At 72.0% G+C, this 20,925-nt stretch carries 12 protein-coding genes; all 12 read right to left on the minus strand.

What is annotated here, in order from left to right; all coding sequences use genetic code 11:
• Positions 1 to 30 precede the first annotated feature (30 nt).
• Positions 31 to 1,632: a citramalate synthase gene (cimA, locus tag ABUW04_RS22760; protein ID WP_380566414.1), complete on the minus strand. Its 1,602-nt coding sequence runs from the start codon at positions 1,630 to 1,632 to the stop codon at positions 31 to 33.
• Between the two features lie 427 nt (positions 1,633 to 2,059).
• Positions 2,060 to 3,169: a branched-chain amino acid aminotransferase gene (locus tag ABUW04_RS22765; protein ID WP_380566415.1), complete on the minus strand. Its 1,110-nt coding sequence runs from the start codon at positions 3,167 to 3,169 to the stop codon at positions 2,060 to 2,062.
• A 211-nt stretch (positions 3,170 to 3,380) separates the two neighbouring features.
• Entirely contained in the window at positions 3,381 to 4,424 is a 1,044-nt protein-coding gene (locus tag ABUW04_RS22770; RefSeq protein WP_030262288.1) for a 3-isopropylmalate dehydrogenase, read from the minus strand.
• A 61-nt stretch (positions 4,425 to 4,485) separates the two neighbouring features.
• Positions 4,486 to 4,608 (minus strand): hypothetical protein, encoded by a 123-nt coding sequence (locus tag ABUW04_RS22775; RefSeq protein ID WP_269665057.1) that lies wholly within the window; start codon positions 4,606 to 4,608, stop codon positions 4,486 to 4,488.
• A gap of 261 nt (positions 4,609 to 4,869) precedes the next feature.
• Entirely contained in the window at positions 4,870 to 6,477 is a 1,608-nt protein-coding gene (serA, locus tag ABUW04_RS22780; RefSeq protein WP_030262291.1) for a phosphoglycerate dehydrogenase, read from the minus strand.
• 262 nt (positions 6,478 to 6,739) lie between these two features.
• Positions 6,740 to 7,738 (minus strand): ketol-acid reductoisomerase, encoded by a 999-nt coding sequence (ilvC, locus tag ABUW04_RS22785; RefSeq protein ID WP_030262294.1) that lies wholly within the window; start codon positions 7,736 to 7,738, stop codon positions 6,740 to 6,742.
• A 224-nt stretch (positions 7,739 to 7,962) separates the two neighbouring features.
• The gene (ilvN, locus tag ABUW04_RS22790; RefSeq protein WP_030262304.1) at positions 7,963 to 8,487 is read right to left on the minus strand and encodes an acetolactate synthase small subunit; all 525 of its coding nucleotides are present in this window, start codon (positions 8,485 to 8,487) and stop codon (positions 7,963 to 7,965) included.
• A 25-nt stretch (positions 8,488 to 8,512) separates the two neighbouring features.
• Positions 8,513 to 10,345, minus strand: a complete 1,833-nt coding sequence (locus tag ABUW04_RS22795) for an acetolactate synthase large subunit (protein WP_380566416.1) — start codon at positions 10,343 to 10,345, stop codon at positions 8,513 to 8,515.
• Between the two features lie 222 nt (positions 10,346 to 10,567).
• On the minus strand, positions 10,568 to 13,582 hold the full coding sequence (locus ABUW04_RS22800; protein ID WP_051726298.1) for a putative bifunctional diguanylate cyclase/phosphodiesterase: 3,015 nt from the start codon (positions 13,580 to 13,582) through the stop codon (positions 10,568 to 10,570).
• Between the two features lie 314 nt (positions 13,583 to 13,896).
• Positions 13,897 to 14,796 (minus strand): 2-hydroxyacid dehydrogenase, encoded by a 900-nt coding sequence (locus tag ABUW04_RS22805; RefSeq protein WP_380566417.1) that lies wholly within the window; start codon positions 14,794 to 14,796, stop codon positions 13,897 to 13,899.
• A 10-nt stretch (positions 14,797 to 14,806) separates the two neighbouring features.
• Complete coding sequence (locus ABUW04_RS22810; RefSeq protein ID WP_380566418.1) at positions 14,807 to 17,821, minus strand: helix-turn-helix transcriptional regulator; 3,015 nt, start codon at positions 17,819 to 17,821, stop codon at positions 14,807 to 14,809.
• A 72-nt stretch (positions 17,822 to 17,893) separates the two neighbouring features.
• The gene (locus tag ABUW04_RS22815) at positions 17,894 to 20,917 is read right to left on the minus strand and encodes a helix-turn-helix transcriptional regulator (protein WP_380566419.1); all 3,024 of its coding nucleotides are present in this window, start codon (positions 20,915 to 20,917) and stop codon (positions 17,894 to 17,896) included.
• Between the last annotated feature and the right edge of the window lie 8 nt (positions 20,918 to 20,925).

The following is a 20,925-nucleotide window of genomic DNA, read 5'->3' on the forward strand; positions in this document are numbered from 1 at the left end:
GCCCCTCAGTTGTCGCCCCGGCCTCAGCGGTCAGGGCTCCAGGCCGGCGCGGAGCAGGCCGAAGGTGTAGGCGTCCTCCAGCGCCTGCCAGGAGGCGCCGATCACGTTCTCGGCCACCCCGACCGTGGACCACTCGTCCTGGCCGTTGCTGGTGGTCACCAGGACCCGGGTCTGCGAGCGGGTGCCGTGCTCGCCCTCCAGGATGCGGACCTTGTAGTCCACCAGCTCCAGTGCGGCCAGCTGCGGGTAGAACCGCTCCAGCGCCGCGCGCAGCGCCATGTCCAGGGCGTGCACCGGGCCGTTGCCCTCGCCGGTGGCGATGATCCGCTCGCCCTTGGCGTGCAGCTTCACCGTGGCCTCGTTGGCCTGGCTGCCGTCCGCGGCCTGCTCGACGATGGCGCGCCAGGACTCCAGGGCGAAGAAGCGCTCCCGGTTGCCGTTGATCTCGTCCCGCAGCAGCAGCTCGAAGGAGGCGTCGGCGGCTTCGTAGGTGTAGCCCTGGAGCTCGCGGGCCTTCACCGTGTCGACCACCCGGCCGACCGTCTCCCGGTCGGCGGAGACGTCGTAGCCGAGCTCCTTGGCCTTGAGCTCGACCGAGGCGCGGCCGGCCATGTCGGAGACCAGCATCCGCATGGAGTTGCCGACCAGGGCCGGGTCGGTGTGCTGGTAGAGGTCGGGGTCGACCTTGATGGCGGAGGCGTGCAGCCCGGCCTTGTGGGCGAAGGCGGAGACCCCGACGTAGGGCTGGTGGGTGGAGGGCGTGAGGTTGACCACCTCGGCGATGGCGTGCGAGATCCGGGTCATCTCGGCGAGCCGGCCTGCGGGCAGCACCCGGCGGTCCAGCTTCAGCTCCAGCGCGGCGGCCACCGGGAAGAGGTTGGCGTTGCCGACCCGCTCGCCGTAGCCGTTGGCGGTGCACTGCACATGGGTGGCCCCGGCGTCGACCGCGGCGAGGGTGTTGGCCACCGCACAGCCGGTGTCGTCCTGGGCGTGCATGCCCAGGCGGGCTCCGGGCTTGTAAGTGTCGCAGTCCGCGAGGACGTCCGCGACGATGTCGCGCACCCCGGCCGGGAGCATCCCGCCGTTGGTGTCGCAGAGCACCACCACGTCGGCCCCGGCCTGGTGCGCGGTGCGGACCACGGCGAGGGCGTACTCGCGGTTGGCCTTGTAGCCGTCGAAGAAGTGCTCGCAGTCGATGAAGACCCGGCGGCCCTGGGCGCGCAGGTACTCGACGCTGTCGCGGACCATCTCCAGGTTCTCGTCCAGGGTGGTGCGCAGGGCCAGCTCGACATGGCGGTCGTGCGACTTGGCGACCAGGGTCACCACGGGTGCGCCGGAGGCGACCAGGGCGGCGAGCTGGGCGTCGGTGGCGGCCTCGCCGCCGGCCCTGCGGGTGGCGCCGAACGCCACCAACTGGGCGTGCTGCAACTGCAGCTCGTCGGCGGCGCGGGCGAAGAACTCGGTGTCACGGGGGTTGGCGCCGGGCCAGCCGCCCTCGATGAAGCCGACGCCGAAGTCGTCCAGATGCCGGGCGATGGTCAGCTTGTCGGCGACGGTGAGGTTGATGCCCTCGCGCTGCGCGCCGTCGCGCAGGGTGGTGTCGAAGACGTGGAAGTCGTCGCTGAGGGTCATTGCCTGGGGTCTCCTGTCCGGGGGCTGGTTGGCCCCCAGCAGGGTCTGCCTGCTGGGGGATCCGACTCCACTGTCCACCATCGCCGCGAGCTGCTCGCTTGTCGGTGTGCTCCCGGTGGGGAGCGCGTCGGCAAATAAAAAGACCCCTCGCGGGTGCGAGAGGTCTGCGCGCGGGTCATGTGACACGGTGTCCGTTCCTGCCACGGGTCTTACGTGGTGGAGCGGTCACTGCGGACCGGCGCGCCTGCTGCCAATAATGAGCGCGAGCGAGGACACCTGTGCAGTCTGGCACAGCACGGGGCCCTCCGGGGTACAGGTCTCAGCATTCGGGACCCCCCTCACTACCAAGGGGCGCGGGGAACTGCGCGACCAGCCCTCTACGGAGGTGCATGGTTGGCAGCGCAGTTCCCCGCGCCCCCATGGATCCCTAGGCGATTCGGTGCATCCAGTTGTGGGTGTCCTCGCGGTGGCCGGTCTGGAGCGCCAGCAGGGACTCGCGGAGGCGCATGGTGACCGGGCCCGGGGTGCCGTCGCCGACGGTCCAGTCACCGCGGGCGGACTTGACCGAGCCGACCGGGGTGATCACTGCGGCGGTGCCGCAGGCGAAGACCTCGGTGAGGGTGCCGTCGGCGTTCCCGTCGCGCCACTCGTCGGTGGAGATCTTCCGCTCCTCGGTCGCGTAGCCGAGGTCGGCCGCGATGGTGAGCAGCGAGTCCCGGGTGATGCCGGGCAGCAGCGAGCCGGACAGCTCGGGGGTGACGATGCGGGCGTCCTCACCCTCGCCGAAGACGAAGTAGAGGTTCATCCCGCCCATCTCCTCGATCCAGCGGCGCTCGATCGCGTCCAGCCAGACCACCTGGTCGCACCCCTGCTGCGCGGCCTGGGCCTGGGCCACCAGCGACGCCGCGTAGTTGCCGCCGCACTTCGCCGCGCCGGTGCCGCCGGGCGCCGCGCGGACGTACTCCTCGGAGAGCCAGACCGAGACCGGCTCGACGCCGCCGGGGAAGTAGGCCCCGGCCGGGGAGGCGATCAGCATGAACAGGTACTCGCTGGCGGGGCGGACGCCCAGCCCCACCTCGGTCGCGATCATGAAGGGGCGCAGGTAGAGGCTGGCCTCTCCCCCGGTCGGGACCCAGGCCTGGTCCTGCTGGACCAGGGCCTCGACGGCGGCCACGAAGGTCTCCTGCGGCAGCTCGGCCATGGCCAGGCGGCGGGCGGAGGCCTGGAAGCGGGCGGCGTTGGCGTAGGGGCGGAAGGTCTGGATGCCCCCGTCCGCGGTGCGGTACGCCTTGAGGCCCTCGAAGATCGACTGGCCGTAGTGCAGGATCGCCGTGGCCGGGTCCAGCTCGATCGGTCCGTACGGGACGAGCTGGGCGTCGTGCCAGCCGCGGCCCTCGGTCCAGCGGATGGTCACCATGTTGTCGGTGAAGTAGCGACCGAAGCCCGGGTTGGCCAGGCGGGCCTGGCGCTCGGCGTCGGAGAGCGGGTGGGCCGAGGGCTTCAGCTCGATCTCGATGTGCTCGTTGGGGGAGGTCATGGCCGTTACGTCCTTCACCGTGTCGTCATGGCGGACATCCCCCATTGTCCGATGAGGGCGTCCAAGGTTGATAGTCGCATGTCCTTGTATCTCGCAGCCGAGCCGGTCCGGCGGTCCGGATACGCCGAAGCGGCCCGGAAGGCTCGTGCCGGTGTTGACCGGCAGTGCTGCTTCCGGACCGCTCGTGGAGGTCCTGCGCTGTGCCGGCGGGTCAGCCGGCTACTCGCGCCGCGAGGGCGTCGCCGACCTCGCTGGTGGATCGGGCCGGCTTGCCGACGCGCTCGGCGAGGTCCGCGGCGACCGCGGTCTCGATCCTCGCTGCCTCGTCGGTCAGGCCGAGGTGCTGCAGCAGCATGGCGACGGACAGCACGGTGGCGGTCGGGTCGGCCTTGCCCTGTCCGGCGATGTCCGGGGCCGAGCCGTGGACCGGCTCGAACATCGACGGGAATGCGCCGCTGGGGTTGATGTTCCCGCTGGCGGCGAGGCCGATGCCGCCGGTGACGGCCGCGGCCAGGTCGGTGATGATGTCGCCGAAGAGGTTGTCGGTGACGATCACGTCGAAGCGCTCGGGCTGGGTCACGAAGAAGATCGTGGCCGCGTCGACGTGCAGGTAGTCGGTGCTGACCTCGGGGAACTCGGTCGCGACCTGGTTGAAGATCCGGGTCCACAGGTGGCCGGCGTGGACCAGCACGTTGTTCTTGTGGACCAGGGTGAGCTTCTTGCGCGGACGGGCCTGCGCGCGGGCGAAGGCGTCGCGGACGACGCGCTCGATGCCGAACGCCGTGTTCAGGCTGACCTCGGTGGCGATCTCCTGCGGCGTACCGGTGCGCAGGGTGCCGCCGTTGCCGACGTAGGGGCCCTCGGTGCCCTCGCGGACCACCACGAAGTCGATGACCGGGTCGCCGGCGAGCGGGGAGGCGACGCCCGGGAAGAGCTTGCCGGGGCGCAGGTTGACGTGGTGGTCGAAGGCGAAGCGCAGCTTCAGCAGCAGCCCGCGCTCCAGCACCCCGGAGGGCACGGACGGGTCGCCGATGGCGCCGAGGAGGATGGCGTCGTTGTTCTTCAGCTCCTCCAGCACGCTGTCCGGCAGGGTCTCGCCGGTGGCGTGGTAGCGGCGTGCGCCGAGGTCGTACTCGGTGCTCTCCACCTTGGTGTCGGCGGGAAGGACGGCGGTCAGGACCTTGAGCCCTTCGGCGACGACTTCCTGGCCGATGCCGTCACCGGGGATCACTGCGAGGCGGAGTGTGCGAGACATGCCTGCGACCCTACTCCGGAGCCCAACAGGTGGGCAGTTGCCGTCCGGAATGTGGACTTCGCTACTGGTGGCCGGTGACGCCGCCGTTGTCGCGGCGGTCCAGGGCCCGCTGGAGGGCGGCCATGGCCTTGGCCCGGTCGCTGGTCGGGGAGGGGCGGTTCTGCTGGGGGCGCGGCTGGTCCATGGGGGACTCCGTTTCGTGCGCGGAGGTTTCATGCGCGGAGAAAGGCGATGGAGGGCCGCGCGGGGATCACCCGCGACAGGGGCCGGTCGGAACTGGCCGAGGATACGGCGGATCGTCCGACACCCTCACGGTACGACAGTGGGCCGCGACTGTCTGCAGAACTACTTGGATTTCCTACTATCTGAGACGGAGCTCACCCGGACATACCAAAGCCCCGTCCGTCGCGGACCGCGACGGACGGGGCTTTGCGCAGCTCAGGGCTCAGGAGGCGCTGAGGTTCACCGAACGGGCGAACTTGGCGCCGATCTCAGCGGCGATCTCGGTCAGCAGCGGCTGCGGGATCTCGCTGTCGACGGTGAGCGACACCAGGGCGTCGCCGGCCTCGTCGTCACGGGAGACCTGCATGCCCGCGATGTTGATACCGGCCTCGCCGAGGATCCGGCCGAGCGAGCCGACCACCCCCGGGCGGTCGTCGTAGCGGAAGAAGGCCATGTGGTCGGTGAGCACCACGTCGACGTCGAAGGTGTCCACGCCGACGATCTTCTGGACCCGCTTGGGGCCGGTGAGCGTCCCGGAGACGGCGACCTCGCGGCCGTCGGTCAGGGTGCCCTTCACGGTGATGACGTTGCGGTACTCGGGGCTCTCGCTGGTGGTGGTCAGCCGGACCTCGAGGCCGCGCTCCTGGGCGAACAGCGGAGCGTTGACGTAGGAGACCGTCTCGGCGACGACGTCCTCGAAGACGCCCTTGAGGGCCGACAGCTCCAGCACCTTGACGTCGTGCTGGGTGATCTCGCCGCGCACCTCGACGTCGAGGCGGACCGCGACCTCGCCGGCCAGGGCGGTGAAGATCCGGCCGAGCTTCTCGGCCAGCGGCAGGCCGGGACGCACGTCCTCGGCGATGACGCCGCCCTGGACGTTGACCGCGTCCGGCACCAGCTCGCCCGCCAGCGCGAGGCGGACCGACTTGGCGACCGAGATGCCGGCCTTCTCCTGCGCCTCGTCGGTGGAGGCGCCCAGGTGCGGGGTGCAGACCACGTTGTCGAAGGAGAACAGCGGGGAGTCGGTGCACGGCTCCTTGGAGTAGACGTCGAGGCCGGCGCCGGCCACCCGGCCCTCCTTGAGGGCGGCCGCGAGGGCCTCCTCGTCCACGATGCCGCCGCGGGCGGCGTTGACGATGCGGACGGTCGGCTTGACCTTGTGCAGCGCCTCGTCGCCGATCAGGCCGATGGTCTCGGGGGTCTTCGGGAGGTGCACGGTGATGAAGTCGGAGACCTCCAGCAGCTCGTCCAGCGACATGAGCTTGACGCCCATCTGCGCGGCCCGGGCTGCCTGGATGTAGGGGTCGTAGGCGACGATCTTCATGCCGAAACCGGACATCCGCTGCGCGACCAGCACGCCGATGCGGCCGAGGCCGACCACGCCGAGGGTCTTCTCGGCCAGCTCGACGCCGGTGTACTTGCTGCGGGCCCACTTGCCGGCCTTGAGCGCGGTGTTGGCGGCCGGGATGTGCCGGGCGGTGGAGATCAGCAGACCGCAGGCCAGCTCGGCGGCGGTGACGATGTTGGAGGTCGGGGCGTTCACGACCATCACACCCGCCTTGGTCGCGGCGGGTACGTCCACGTTGTCCAGGCCGACGCCGGCGCGGGCGACGACCTTGAGCTTCCCGGCGGCGGCGATGGCCTCGGCGTCGACCTTGGTGGCGGAGCGGATCAGGATCGCGTCGACGTCGGCGATGGCGGGCAGCAGCTGGGCCCGGTCGGCACCGTCGCAGTGGCGGATCTCGAAGTCGGGGCCCAACGCGTCCACGGTCGCGGGGGAGAGCTCTTCCGCGATGAGAACGACAGGCTTGTGGGTGGGTGCAGCGCTCACGACAGTTGTCCTTACTGTCCGGATCTCCCCTGCCGCATGGGTGTGGGTGGCACCCGTGTAGGGGCGGCATGGTGGGAACGGTGGCATGCCGCGTTGGAGACGCACGACGCTGTGGGCCTGACGCGCAATCGGGAGTCTAGCGAGGGTTGGGCCTGTACCACGCGCCCCTGCGGAGGAATCACCCGCACGGGACCTTACGAACCGTACAAAGATGCGGGGGCGCCCCGTCCGGGACACCCCCGCAGCAGAGGTGGGGGGAAGCTTACGCCTCCTCGTCCACCCAGCTCATCAGCTTGCGGAGCTTCTTGCCGGTGGTCTCCAGCAGGTGCTCGCTGTCGGCCTTCTTGTACTCGTTGTACTTCGGCAGGCCGTTCTTGTACTCGGCGATCCAGGCGTTGGCGAAGGTGCCGTCCTGGATCTCGGCCAGGACCTGCTTCATCGCGGCCTTGGTGTCGGCGGTGATGATGCGCGGGCCGGTGATGTAGTCGCCCCACTCGGCGGTCTCGGAGACCGACCAGCGCATCTTCTCCAGGCCGCCCTCGTACATCAGGTCGACGATGAGCTTCAGCTCGTGCAGGCACTCGAAGTAGGCGATCTCCGGCTGGTAGCCGGCCTCGACCAGGGTCTCGAAGCCCGCCTTGACCAGCGCGGAGGTGCCACCGCAGAGGACGGCCTGCTCACCGAACAGGTCGGTCTCGGTCTCCTCGGTGAAGGTGGTCTTGATGACGCCGGCGCGGGTGCCGCCGATGCCCTTGGCGTAGGAGAGCGCCAGCTCCAGGCCCTTTCCGGTGGCGTCCTGCTCGACGGCCACGATGCAGGGCACGCCGCGGCCCTCCTCGTACTGACGGCGGACCAGGTGGCCCGGGCCCTTGGGGGCGACCATGCAGACGTCGACGTCGGCCGGGGGCTTGATGAAGCCGTAGCGGATGTTCAGGCCGTGGCCGAAGAACAGGGCGTCGCCGGCCTTGAGGTTGGGCTCGACGACCTCCTTGTACACGTCGCCCTGGATGGGGTCCGGGACCAGGATCATGATGACGTCGGCCTCGGCGGCCGCCTCGGCCGGCGTGACCACGCGCAGGCCCTGCTCCTCGGCCTTGGCGCGGGACTTGGACTCCGGCAGCAGGCCGACGCGGACGTCGACGCCGGAGTCGCGCAGGGAGAGGGCGTGGGCGTGGCCCTGGCTGCCGTAGCCGAGGATCGCGACCTTGCGGCCCTGGATGATGGACAGATCGGCGTCGTCGTCGTAGAACAGCTCGGCCATCGCTGGCTTCTCCTTGCGGGGGGTTGCTTCGGTTAGGGACACCGTACGCCGGTCGGCGGCGCGCGGGTTTGCTTCTCGGATGCTGAGATTAGCGTCTCAGGGACGGTGCACGTGGGCGCGGGGTTCTCGCGCAGTTCCCCGCGCCCCTATGGGTCTGCAACTGGCTCAGTTGCACTCAGCCAGGGGCGCGGGGAACTGCGCGAGAACCAGCTACGGAGGACCAGTCAGGCGCTGCGGTCCAGCGCGCGGAGGGAACGGTCGGTAATCGACCGTGCGCCGCGGCCCACGGCGACCATCCCGGACTGGACGAGTTCCTTGATGCCGTACGGTTCCAGCATCTTGAGCATCGCCTCCAGCTTGTCGCTGCTGCCGGTGGCCTCGACCGTCACCGCGTCCGGGGAGACGTCCACGGTCTTGGCGCGGAAGAGCGTGACGATCTCGGTGATCTGGGAGCGGGTCTCGCTGTCCGCGCGCACCTTGACCAGGACCAGCTCGCGGCGGACCGCCGCGTCCGGGTCCAGCTCGACGATCTTTATGACGTTGACCAGCTTGTTGAGCTGCTTGGTGACCTGCTCCAGCGGCAGGTCCTCCACGTTGACGACGATGGTCATCCGGGAGATGTCTGGGTGCTCGGTCGGTCCGACCGCGAGCGAGTCGATGTTGAACCCGCGGCGGGAGAACAGCGCGGCGATGCGGGCGAGCACGCCTGGCTTGTTCTCGACCAGGACGGAGAGGGTGTGCTTGGACATGGTTCCTATTCCCTTGGTCGCTGGTCTAGTCGAGCTGGTCGCCGAAGTCCGGGCGGACGTCGCGCGCCGCCAGGATCTCGTCGTTGCTGGTTCCGGCGGCGACCATGGGCCAGACCATGGCGTCCTGGTGGACGATGAAGTCGATGACGACCGGGGCGTCGTTGATCGCCATCGCCTGCTGGATCACCGCGTCAAGGTCCTCGGGGCGCTCGCAGCGCAGCCCGACGCAGCCCATCGCCTCGGACAGCTTGACGAAGTCCGGGATCCGGGTGCCCTGGGCGGGCTGGGCGACGCCGTCGTGCTCGGGACCGCTGTGCAGCACGGTGTTGGAGTAGCGCTGGTCGTAGAAGAGGGTCTGCCACTGGCGGACCATCCCCAGCGAGCCGTTGTTGATGACCGCGACCTTGATCGGGATGTTGTTCAGGGCGCAGGTGACCAGTTCCTGGTTGGTCATCTGGAAGCAGCCGTCGCCGTCGATGGCCCAGACCGGGGTGTCCGGCATCCCGGCCTTGGCCCCCATCGCCGCCGGGACGGCGTAGCCCATGGTTCCCGCGCCGCCGGAGTTCAGCCAGGTCGCCGGCTTCTCGAAGGTCAGGAACTGGGAGGCCCACATCTGGTGCTGGCCCACGCCCGCCGCGTAGATCGCGTCCGGGCCGACCAACTGGCCGATCCGCTCGATCACCTGCTGCGGGCTCAGCATGTTGTCGGGGGCGGCGTCGTAGCCGACCGGGTAGGTCTTGCGCCAGCCGTTGAGCTGCTGCCACCACTCCGTGTAGTCCGCTGTGGTGCCGCCGGCGAACTCGGCCTGGACGGCCTGGATCAGGTCGGCCAGGATCTCCCGGGCGTCACCGACGATCGGCACGTCGGCGGTGCGGTTCTTGCCGATCTCGGCCGGGTCGATGTCGGCGTGGACGATCTTGGCGTGCGGGGCGAAGGTGTCCAGCCGACCGGTGACCCGGTCGTCGAAGCGGGTGCCGACCGCGAACAGCAGGTCGGCCTTCTGCAGCGCGGTGACGGCGGCGACGCTGCCGTGCATGCCGGGCATGCCCAGATGCTGGTCGTGGGTGTCGGGGAAGGCGCCCAGCGCCATCAGCGTGGTGACCACCGGGGCACCGGTCAGCTCGGCCAGGATCCGCAGTTCCGCGGTCGCGCCGGACTTGATGACGCCGCCGCCGATGTAGAGGACCGGGCGCTTGGAGGTGGTCAGCAGCCGGGCGGCCTCGCGGATCTGCTTGGCGTGCGGCTTGGTCACCGGGCGGTAGCCGGGCAGCTGGTGCTCCGGCGGCCACCGGAACACGGTCCGGGCCTGCAGCGCGTCCTTGGCGATGTCGACCAGCACCGGTCCCGGGCGGCCGGTGGCGGCGATGTGGAACGCCTCGGAGATCACCCGCGGGATCTCGGCCGGGTCGGTGACCAGGAAGTTGTGCTTGGTGATCGGCATGGTGATGCCGCAGATGTCCGCCTCCTGGAAGGCGTCGGTACCGATCGCGGCGCTGGCGACCTGCCCGGTGATGGCGACGATCGGCACCGAGTCCATGTAGGCGTCGGCGATCGGGGTGACCAGGTTGGTGGCGCCCGGGCCCGAGGTGGCCATGCAGACCCCCACCTTGCCGGTGGCCTGCGCGTAACCGGTGGCCGCGTGGCCCGCGCCCTGCTCGTGGCGGACCAGGATGTGACGGACCTTGACGGAGTCCATCAGCGGGTCGTAGGCGGGGAGGATGGCACCGCCGGGGAGGCCGAACATGGTCTCGACACCGACGGCTTCGAGCGAGCGGATGAGCGACTGGGCCCCGGTCATGGGCTCGGCGACGGGGGACGTCTCGCCTCGCTGCGGGGCGGCGGCTGCCTGCTCAGTCATCTGCTGATTCCTTCTCGGAGGGGTACGTGGCGGGGTTGCGGACTTCGGGGCGTGGGCAACAAAAAACCCCTCGTGCCCGTGGGCATGCGAGGGGTGGCGCGTCGACCTGAGTGATTCCGTGGACCGGGTGAGACCGGATTCCTGCGGATCAGCCGACGCGCCCGCCAAGTACGAGAATTCGGGTGCTCATGGCTCGACCTTCCTCCGGCGGTGACCGGGGTGTCAAGCCGGTGGGATCGATGTCTCATCATGCGGACCGAGGCCGAGATGACTGCCACGGGAGCGTCCTTGCTGGTCAGAGTTGGTGCGGGGGTGGCCGGGGCGGTGAAGCCGCAGGTCACTGCGGGACTCACCCGAAGGGTGGACGAGCCGCTGCGACCCCTCCGCCGGGGCATCGGGAACGTCGAATCCGGGGCCGCAGAGTACCGCGTCCAACTCCTCCTCGGGGAGCGGGCCGGAGAAGTACCGGCCCTGGCCGCGTTGGCAGCCGAGCCGGCGCAGCAGCGCCGCCTGGGCCGCCTGGTCGACGCCCTCGGCCGCCGTGGTGAGGCCCAACTCCTGTCCCAGCCGGAGCACCGAGGTGGTCAGGGTCTGCAGGAACGCCGACTCGACCAGCCCCTCGACCAGACCGCGCTCCACCTTGATCATGTCGACCGGCAGCAGCCGGAGCCCGCTGAGCGGGGCGCCCGGACCGCCGAACCCGTCCAGGGCGAGCCCGATGCCGAGCTTGCGCAGCGCGGTGAGCCGACGGACCAGCTCGTCGGAGTGGTGCGGCCGGCCGTCCGCGGCCTCACCCTCGGTGATCTCCAGGAGTAAGGACTCCGCGGGCAGACCGCTGCGCAGCAGCATGGCCTCGATGGTCTCGCACAACCCCGGAACGGCCAGTCTGCGGGCCGAGAGCCGGACCGCCACCGGGAGCTGGGACACCGTGGCGCCCAGCCGCTCCCGGCGCTCCCTGGAGAGCTGCAGCGCCTGCTCGACCATCCAGCGGGTGAACCGCGCCGCCCGGTCGCCGCCCTCCGAGGCCCGCTGGAACTCGGCCGGGGTGAGCAGCAGCCCCTGCGCCGAGCGCCAGCGGGCCTGCGCGGACAGCGCGACCACCTCACCTGACCCGAGGTCGACCACGGGTTGGTGCAGCAGGGCGAACTGGCCCTCGCGCACGGCGAGCCTGAGCCGCTGCTCCAGCTCGGTGCGGCGGTGCAGCTCGGTGCGCAACTGGGGGTCGTAGACGGCGACCCGGCCCTTGCCGTTCTTCTTGGCCCGGTACATCGCCAGGTCGGCGTTGCGCAGCAGCCGGGCCGGGGTGATGCCGGGCTCGGCGAAGGCGATGCCGATGCTCGCGGCCACGCCGAGCTCCTCGCTGCCGATCCAGTACGGCGCGGACAGTGCCGCGCGCAGCCGCTCGGCGACCTCCGCCGCCTGCTCCTGGTCGAGCCCCACCAGCAGTACGGCGAACTCGTCGCCGCCCAGCCGGGCGACGGTGTCCCCGGAACGGACCGTGTCCTGCAGCCTCCGGGCCGCCTGGACCAGCAGCTCGTCGCCGACCTGGTGCCCCGCCGTGTCGTTGACGGCCTTGAAGCCGTCCAGGTCGAGGAAGAGCACCGCTACGCCCTCGGCGGCGGGCATCCGGTTCAGCGCCGTCCTGCCGCGGTTCAGGAACAGCGCCCGGTTGGGCAGGTCGGTGAGCGCGTCGTGGAACGCGTTGTGCTCCAACTGCGCCTGCAGGCGCACCCGTTCGGAGACGTCCCGGCAGTTGAAGATCAGGCCGTCGCGGTAGCGGTTCACCGTGGACTCGACGTCCAGCCACTCCCCCGCGCCGGAGCGCACCCGGCACTCGATCCTGGCGGTCGGCTCCTGGGCGGGACTCTGCGCCAGGTAGCGCTGCACCTCCCAGAGGACGTGCCCGAGGTCGTCCGGGTGGACCATCTCCGGCAGCCGGGTGCCCACCAGTTCCTCGGCCGGGCGGCCGTAGACGCCGGTGGCGGCGGGGCTGACGTAGCGCAGCACGCCGTCCGGGTCGGCGATCATGATGACGTCGCTGGAGCCCTGGACCAGCGAGCGGAAGTGGTTCTCCTGGTGCGACAGCTTCTGCGCCAGCGACAGGTTGTCCAGCAGCATGATGCCCTGGCGCAGGATCAGCGCGAACACCACGGTGCAGGCGACGATCAGTACGAAGCGGTCCAACTGGCGCTGTGCGAAGGCGTTGTAGATCAGGCCGGCGGTGCAGACCGCGGCGGCGGCGTAGGGGGTCAGCGCACTGAAGGTGGAGGCGACCCTGGTCCGCCCGCCGCCGGGGGCGGCGGCCCCGCCGTTGCCGCTGGGCCTGGCCCAGGGGGCCCAGGCGAGCAGCATGCTGCCGGTGAACCAGCCGGCGTCCAGCAACTGGCCGGAGTGGTAGGCGTCCCGGAGCGCCTGGCTGGTGAACAGGGCGTCGCAGAGCACGGTGAGCGCCAGCGCCACCATCGCCGTGTGCACGGCCGCCCGGTTGCTGTCGCGGCTCCGGAAGCGCAGCCCCAGCACCATGCTGACCAGCAGGATGTCCAGCACCGGGTAGGCCAGCGCCATCGACAGCCGCAGCGGGCTGCCGGAGTCGCCGTGGGCGGTGCGCGCCAGCGCGAGGCTCCAGCTCAGCGTGAGCAGGGAGCCGGCGATCAGCCAGCCGTCCAGGGCGAGACAGAGCCAACCGGCCGCGTTGCGCGGGCGTTTGGCCAGCAGCAGCAGGCCGAGGATGGCCGGCGGGGCGAACATCAGGAAGGCGTAGTCGGCGATGGAGGGGGTCGGGATCGGCACCCGGAGCACCACCTCGTACCAGCCCCAGACGCCGTTGCCGACGGCGACCATCAGTGAGGACAGGCCGAAGCAGAGCCAGGCCGGACGGTGCCGGCCGGCGGCGGTGCAGCTGTAGCCCAGACAGGACAGGGACGCGGTGAGCGCGGCACCGGAGAGGCCGAAGTCCCCCATGAAGTCGGCCAGGCCCGGGGAGCCCCAGCCGGAGGCCGAACCGATCAGATAGCCGAGGCACAGCAGCAGGATGAGCAGCCTGGGCAGCCGGGAGGCCGGACCCGGCTGCGGCGCCTCCTCGCGCGGCTCCTCCGCCTCGTACGCGGAGAGGCTGCCCGACAGCAGCCCCGGCGGGTCGAGGTCGGAGACGGACGCGACGGGGTCCTGCACGCTGAATCTCGGCACGGAATGCTCCTCGGCCCAGGGTGGGCCGGGCAGCACGGTCTTGGTACTCATACCGGTAACTCCCCCTCCGGCCCCGGTCGCGGGCGGAGCAGCGATGCGGATCGCTCCGTACCGGCTCTCCCGGTCGGGACCTTACACCACTCTCGTCACTCTACGACATCCATACTCAACTCAGAGTAACGGAACGCGCTGGGAAGGCTCTGCGGGATCGGTGGGGACGGCCCGGAACCAGCCGAATGGCCAGGCGCGTGGGGGTGTTGGGGGCGCAAGGGGGGCGCGGAGCGAGGCATGTGCCGCGACGCCTGCCACCGTAGCTGGTTCTCGCGCGCGCCTTTCGTCAAGCAGAGCCTCGCGCCCCCGAAGGCCTAACGGCCGAAGGCGGCGAGTTGGGCGTTCAGGAGGCGGAGGGCGCGGGGGAGGAAGGCGGTGCTGGGGCCGCCGACGTGAGGGGTGATCAGGGTGTTGGGGGCGTGCCGGAGCGGGTGGTCGGCGGGCAGCGGCTCGGGGTCGGTGACGTCCAGGGCTGCGCCGATCCGGCCGGTGTCCAGCTCGGCGAGCAGGGCCTTGGTGTCGACGACGGCGCCGCGCGCGACATTGACCAGCAGCGCGCCGTCCTTCATCCGGGCCAGGAACGCGGCGTCGGCGAGGTGCCGGGTCTGCTCGGTCAGCGGCACCAGCAGCACCACCACGTCCGCCGTCGGCAGCAGCGCCGGAAGCCCGTCCAGGGCGTGCACCGGGCCGAGCGGCTCGGAACGCGCACTGCGCGCCACCCGGACGATGTCGCACTCAAACGGCAGCAGCCGTGCCTCCAGGGCCGCGCCGATGGAGCCGTAGCCGACGATCAGGACCGTGCGGTCGGCCAGCGCGGGGCGGAAGTGCTGGTTCCAGACCCCGTCGGCCTGGTCCCTGACGAACTGCGGGATGCCGCGCAGCGAGGCCAGGATCAGCGTGACCGCGAGTTCGGCGGTGCTGGCGTCGTGCAGGCCGCGGGCGTTCTGCAGGGTCACCCCGGCCGGCAGCCGCGGCAGCACGTCGTCGACGCCGGCGGTGAGCGTCTGCACGGTGCGCAGTGCGGGCAGCCGCGGGAACAGGGCGGTGGCGGCCGCATGGTGCATGTAGGGGAGGCAGTAGAACTCGACGCCGTCGAGCACCCGCTGCTCCGGTGGCGGTCCCGCTCCGTCCCAGACGGCGATCTCGTCGGCGCGGACCCCGGCGGGCAGCGTGCCGAGCTGCTCGGGCGGATAGGGCAGGAGGTAGCGGGCCATGACCGCGAGGCTATCGCGGGCCGACCAGTCGGAGCCGGTGGGCCAGGGCGGCGGCCTCGCCGCGCCCGGTCACCTCCAGCTTGGCCAGGATGTTGGAGACGTGAACGCTCGCCGTCTTCGGCGAGATGTACAGCTCCTCGGCGATCTGACGGTTGCTCCGCCCCAGCGCAACCAGCCGCAGCACGCCCAGCTCACGCGGCGTCAGATGGAAGGCGGCGGGACCCGGCTCGGGCTGCTCCGGCTCCGCGGCGGCCCGCTCGGTGCGCAGCCCGGCCCGTTCCAGCAGCAGCCGTACGGACTGCTGCAGCCCGTGCTCCCCCTGGCGCTCGGCCAGCTCCAGCGCCTCGTCGGCGGCCGCGGCCGCCGGGCCGCGCTGCCCCTCGACGGCCAGCCGTTCCGCCGCCCGGTACAGCGCCATGGCGCGCGCTCCCCGGGATTCCAGCCCGGCCACCGCTTCCGCCGCGGCCAGCCACATCGTCGCGGTGTCGCTCCGTTCGGCGCGGGCCAGTTCGGCCGCCAGCATCGATCCCCAGGGGGCCGCGAGCGGATGCTGCCTGCTCAGCCCGGCGGCCGCGGCCCGGATCCGCTGCAGCGTCTCGGGCCGGCCCTGGGCCGACCCCGGCAGTTCGTAGCCGTCGGCCTCGGCCGCCGCGGCGTGGAACAGCAACGGATAGGCGTGCCGCTCGTAGCCCCGGTCCAGGCCCTTGTCCAGCACCGCGGACAGCTCGGACCTGGCATCGCCGAAGCGGCCCTGCCGGCAGGCGATCCGCACCGCCAGCAGCGCCGTCGGCAGGTACTTCTGCGGCTGCCAGTCGGCCTCCAGGGCGCGGGCGGCCTCCAACTGCTCGGCGGCGTGCGCGGTGTCCCCGCGCATCAGCGCCAGATCGCCGCGCAACCGTTCCAGGAAGTCGCGGTGCGCCTCCCGCCCGGAGCCGAACGGCTCCTCGGCGAGCAGCCTCCCGGCCTCGTCCAGCCGCCCCAGCGACAGCAGTGCCTCGGCCAGGTTGCCCAGCATGATGGTGCCGCTGTAGGCCGCCATCCCGTTCAACCTGATCAGTTCCAGACCGGCGCGGGCGGCCTCGGCCGCCCGGGCGGACCGGCCCTCGGCCTCGTAGTGGTGCGAGAGGTTGATGTACACCCGGGACTGGAGCTCCATGTCACCGGTGGCGGCGGCGTCCTCGATCAGGTCGGCGAAGGCGGCGTCGGCCTGCTCGTGGTCGTCGAAGATCCGGTGCAGGCTGCCCAGGGTGAGCCGGGCGTGCAGTTCGGTGGTGCGGGCGCCGACCGCGCGGGCCACCTCGACGGCCCGTCGGGCCGTCTCCAGGTCCTCCCTGCGGGCGTCGTCCAGGGTGCCCTCGACGGCCAGCCGGTTGAGCAGGTCGGCGAGGACGGCGGTGGGCGGTCCTTCGCCGACCAGTGCCAGGGCGCGGTCGATGTCCTCCCGGGCGGTCCCGCCGGAGCGGTAGCGGACGGCACGGCCGCGCTGCATCAGGAACCAGGCGGCCCGCTGCGGGTCCTCGGTCTCGTCCACGATCCGCAGCGCCTTCTTGATGAAGCGCAGGCCCCGGTCGTGCTCGCCGCTGTACATGGCCGCGACGGCGGCCTGGGCCAGCAGGTCGGTCGTCCGCAGCCGGCCGCACGCGTGCCCGGCGCCGGGCGGGCAGGTGCAGCGGGGGTAGGTCGAGTCGGTCGACTCGACACCGGTCAGACCCGCGAGGACCTGCTCCGGCACGTCGTCCCACAGGTCCAGGGCCCGCACCAGCATGCGCAGCTGCTCGGCGAAGGCGTTGCGGCGGCGCGCGTGCAGACCCGCCTCCAGGGCGGCCGGCAGCGCCAGCGCCGCGTCGCGGGCGTGGTACCAGTAGTCGGCGAGCCGGGCGGCCCGCTGGTCGGCGGCGACCAGCTCCGGGCGCTCGGCCAGCACGCCGGCGTAGCGGCGGTTGATCCGGCTGCGCTCCCCCGGCATCAGGTCGTCCGAGACCGCCTCGCGCACCAGGGCGTGGCGGTAGCAGTAGCCGTCCAGGTCGGCGCTGGGCTGGATGATGTTGGCGCCCACGGCGGTGCGCAGGATCTCGGTGAGTTCGTCCTCGGGATGTCCGGCGACCGCGGCCAGCAGCCGGTGCTCGACCGCCGAACCGCCCTCGGCCAGGATCCGCAGGATGCCCTGGGTCTCCTCCGGCATCGCCTCGACCCGTACCAGCAGCAGGTCGCGCAGCGAGTCGGTGAGGCAGCGGCCGGCGCCCTGCTGCTCGGAGGCGGCGAGCTCCTCGACGAAGAAGGGGTTGCCCTCGGAGCGGTCGTAGACCCACTGGACCAGGTCCTCGCCGGGCACCCGGGGGTGCAGGATGCCGGCCAGCTGGCGGGCCACCTCGGCCCGGCCCAGCCTGGGCAGTTCGAACCGCTGGACGGTGCGGAGCCGCTCCAGCTCGGCCAGGTAGGGCCGGACCGGGTGGCGCCGGTGCAGGTCGTCGCTGCGGTAGGTGGCCAGGACCACCACCCTGGCCCCCTGCAGGGTGCGGACCAGGTAGGCGAGCAGTTCCCGGGTGGAGCGGTCGGACCAGTGCAGGTCCTCGACGGCCAGCACCAGGGTGCGGTCCACCGTCAGCCGTTCGAAGAGCCGCGCGGTGTGCTCGAACAGCCGGGCCCGGGCGAAGGCGTCGTGCGCCTCGGGCGGGGCCTCGCCGAAGTCCGGCAGCAGCCGGGCCAGGCTGCTCTCGTAGCCCTCGGCGGCCCGGTCCAGCTCGACGCCGAGCTCCCGGTGCAGGCGGCGCAGGATGCTGGCGAACGGCGCGTAGGGCAGGCCCTCGGCGCCGACCTCCAGGCAGCCGCCGACCGAGACCAGGGCGCCGCCGGACAGCGCCGCCCGCTGGAACTCCTCCAGCAGCCGGGTCTTGCCGACCCCGGCCTCGCCGCCGATCAGCACGGCCTGCGGCAGCCCCGCCCCGGCCCGGCGCAGCGTGTCGTCCAGCGCCGCGAGTTCGGAACTGCGGCCGACGAACCGGGGGCTTACCGATATCCGCTCCACGGCCCCGAGCATCGCACATGCCTCCGACAGCGCCGCCTGATTTTCCCCGTGCACCCGGTACCGATGGGCCGATCAGGCGCCGACCGGCACCAGGCGCAGCCGGTGCGCCAGGGCGGCGGCCTCGCCGCGCCCGGTCACCTCCAGCTTGGCCAGGATGTTGGACACATGGACGCTCGCCGTCTTCGGCGAGATGTACAGCTCCTCGGCGATCTGACGGTTGCTCCGCCCCAGCGCCACCAGCCGCAGCACCGCCAGCTCACGCGGCGTCAGATGGAAGGCGGCCGGCTCCACCGACGGCTCCGGCTCCGCGGCCTCCGCCGCCCGCAGTCCGGCACGGTCGGCGAGCTGCCGCGCCGCCGCCTGCATCCGTACGTCGCCGTGCCGGGCCGCCTGCGCCTCGGCCCGCCGCAGCAGCGCCGCCGCCTCGGACCGCCGCCCCTGCAGCGCCTCGGCCTCGGCGGCCCGCAGCAGCGCCAGGTCCAGCGGGTACGGGAGTCCGAGCGGCTCCAGCACGGCCGCCGCGCGGAGATACGGCTCGGCCTGGAAATCGCCCTCGGCGCGGGCGAGTTCGGCGTCCAGCAGCAGGGCGAACCCGTCCGCCAGCGGCCAGCCGCGGAGCAGCTGCGAGGCGGCCGCGCGCACCTGCTCCAGCACCGCGGGCCGGTCGGCGTCCAGGGCCGGCAGCCCGCGCGAGTCGGCTTCGGCGGCGGTGGCGTGCAGCAGCAGCGGCCAGACGTAGCGAGACTTCCCGGAGGGGAAGCCCTCGCCGACGGCGGCCAGCAGCTCGGACCTGACCCCGTCGAAACGGCCCTCGGCGGCGGCCAGCCGGATCGCCAGCTCGGACACCGGCAGCCAGCTCTGCGCACGGCCGCCGACCAGCTCGGCCCTGGCGTTCAGCAGCTGCGCGGTCGCGGCCGGAAGGTCGTCGCGCAGCAGCGCGATCAGACCGCGGAGCCGGTTCAGGAAGCCGCTCTCGGTCGGGGTGCCCAGTTCGTGCGAGACGGCGTCGAGCAGCCGCTGGGCCTCGTCCAGCCGCCCGAGGGAGATCAGCGGCTCGACCCAGTTGCCCTGCAGGATCGAACCCGAGGCCCCGAGCAGGCCGTTGGCCCTGGCCATCTCGCAGCCCTCGCGGGCCGTCGCCTCGGCCTGCTCCGAGCGGCCGAGGCCCTCGTAGACGTCCGAGAGGTTGACGTAGGCACGGGACATCAGGTCCGGTTCGTGCAGCTCGACCGCGCGGCTCAGCACGTGCTGCAGCTCGGCCAGGCCCTCGGCCTCGCGTCCCAGGATGACCTGGAGCGTGCCCAGGGTGACCCGGGCGTGCAGTTCCACCGGCTCGTCGCTGATCTGGCGGGCGATCCCGATGGCCCGCTCGGCCAGGGCGATGTCCTCCGGTTCGGGCCAGTCGACCATGTCGCAGGCGGCGTACCGGGCGAAGACCTCCGCCTGCACCGCGTTCGGCGGACCGTTCTCGACCAGCGCGCGGGCCTTGGCCAGATCGGCGCGGCCGTTGTCGCCGGCGTCGAAGAGGAACTGGACCCGGGAGCGCTGGCCCCAGAACCAGGCGGCCCGGGACGGGTCGGTGGTCTCATCGATATGACGCAGCGCCAGCTTGCAGAGGTTGAGGCAGCGTTCGCGCTCCCCGCAGAGCCGGGCGGCGACGGCGGCCTCGGCGATGACGTCGACGTAGCGCAGCCGCTCGCAGCACTCCCCGTTCGGGTCCTCGTCGCAGCTGCAGGCCGGGTAGGACTCGGCGTAGTCGGCCGGGCGCAGATCGGCCAGCACCTCCTCCGGGACCCGGTCCCACAGCTCCAGCGCGCGCTCCAGCATCTGCAGCTGCTCGGCGAAGGCGTTGCGCCGCCGGGCCTCGCGGCTCGCGTCCAGGGCGGCCGGCAGGGCGCGGGCCGGATCGCCGGCGCTGTACCAGTAGTTGGCCAGCCGGGTGGTCCGCTCCACGGCGGGCACCAGCTGCGGCTGCTCGCTGAGGACCGTCGCGTAGCGCCGGGTGATCCGGCCGCCCTCGCCGGGCAGCAGGTCGTCGGCGACGGCCTCGCGGACCAGGGCGTGCCGGAAGCGGTAGCCGTCGCCGTCCGGGGTGGGGCGCAGGATGTTGGCGTCCACCGCCGCGCGCAGGGCGCCGATCAGCTCGTCCTCGGGCAGCGGCAGCACCGCCCGGAGCAGCCCGTACTCCACCGCCGAGCCGCCGAGCGCGAGAGCCCGCAGCACGGACTGCACCGCCTCGGGCAGCGCTTCGACCCGGACCAGCAGCAGATCGCGCAGCGACTCGGTGAGCCCGGTGGAGCAGCCGCCCTGGTAGCTGGCGGCCAGCTCCTCCACGAAGAAGGGGATCCCCTCGGAGCGGAGGAAGATCCTGGACACCAGCGCCGGGTCGGGGGTGTCCGCCAGGATGCCCAGCAACTGGTCGGCGACCTCGGCGCGGCCCAGCCGCGGCAGGTCCAGCCGCTGCACCGTGCGCAGCCGCTCCAGCTCGGCCAGGAAGGGCCGCAGCGGGTGACGGCGGTGCAGGTCGTCGCTGCGGTAGGTGGCGACGATGACCAGCCGCGAGCCGCGCAGCGAGCGCAGCAGGTAGACCAGCAGTTCCCGGGTGGACCGGTCGGACCAGTGCAGGTCCTCCAGGGCCAGCACCACGGTGCGGTCCGCGGTGAGCCGCTCGAAGAGCTGGGCGGTGTGCTCGAACAGCCGGGCCCGGCCGAACTCGTCGTGGGCCTCCGGCACCGCGTGGCCCAGCTCCGGCAGCAGTTGCGCCAGCCGGCCCTCGCTGCCCGCCGCCGCCTGCTCCATCTCGACGCCCAGCTCGTGGTGGAGCGCGCGCAGCGCGGCGGCGATCGGCGCGTACGGCAGGCCGTCCGCACCGATCTCCACGCAACCGCCGACGGCGGCTACGGCCCCCCGCGCCGTAGCCGCACAGACGAACTCCTCCAGCAGCCGGGTCTTGCCGACCCCGGCGTCCCCCGCGATGAGCAGCGCCTGTGGCTGCCCCTCCCCCGCCCGCTGCAGCGCCGTCGAGAGCTCCGCCATTTCGGCGGAGCGGCCGACGAACACGGGACTCACCGATATGCGCTCCACATCACTGAGCATCGCACACG

The organism is Streptacidiphilus jeojiensis, from assembly GCF_042510965.1.
Taxonomy (GTDB): Bacteria; Actinomycetota; Actinomycetes; order Streptomycetales; family Streptomycetaceae; genus Streptacidiphilus; species Streptacidiphilus jeojiensis.

Excerpts from the sequence above, each read along its gene's own strand:
- ilvN (WP_030262304.1), bottom strand. The coding sequence starts at position 8,487 with ATGTCCAAGCACACCCTCTCCGTCCTGGTCGAGAACAAGCCAGGCGTG.
- ABUW04_RS22805 (WP_380566417.1), bottom strand. The coding sequence starts at position 14,796 with ATGGCCCGCTACCTCCTGCCCTATCCGCCCGAGCAGCTCGGCACGCTG.
- ABUW04_RS22815 (WP_380566419.1), bottom strand. The coding sequence starts at position 20,917 with ATGCTCAGTGATGTGGAGCGCATATCGGTGAGTCCCGTGTTCGTCGGC.
- ABUW04_RS22775 (WP_269665057.1), bottom strand. The coding sequence starts at position 4,608 with ATGGACCAGCCGCGCCCCCAGCAGAACCGCCCCTCCCCGACCAGCGAC.
- cimA (WP_380566414.1), bottom strand. The coding sequence starts at position 1,632 with ATGACCCTCAGCGACGACTTCCACGTCTTCGACACCACCCTGCGCGAC.
- ABUW04_RS22795 (WP_380566416.1), bottom strand. The coding sequence starts at position 10,345 with ATGACTGAGCAGGCAGCCGCCGCCCCGCAGCGAGGCGAGACGTCCCCC.
- ABUW04_RS22765 (WP_380566415.1), bottom strand. The coding sequence starts at position 3,169 with ATGACCTCCCCCAACGAGCACATCGAGATCGAGCTGAAGCCCTCGGCC.
- ABUW04_RS22770 (WP_030262288.1), bottom strand. The coding sequence starts at position 4,424 with ATGTCTCGCACACTCCGCCTCGCAGTGATCCCCGGTGACGGCATCGGC.
- ABUW04_RS22800 (WP_051726298.1), bottom strand. The coding sequence starts at position 13,582 with ATGAGTACCAAGACCGTGCTGCCCGGCCCACCCTGGGCCGAGGAGCAT.
- ilvC (WP_030262294.1), bottom strand. The coding sequence starts at position 7,738 with ATGGCCGAGCTGTTCTACGACGACGACGCCGATCTGTCCATCATCCAG.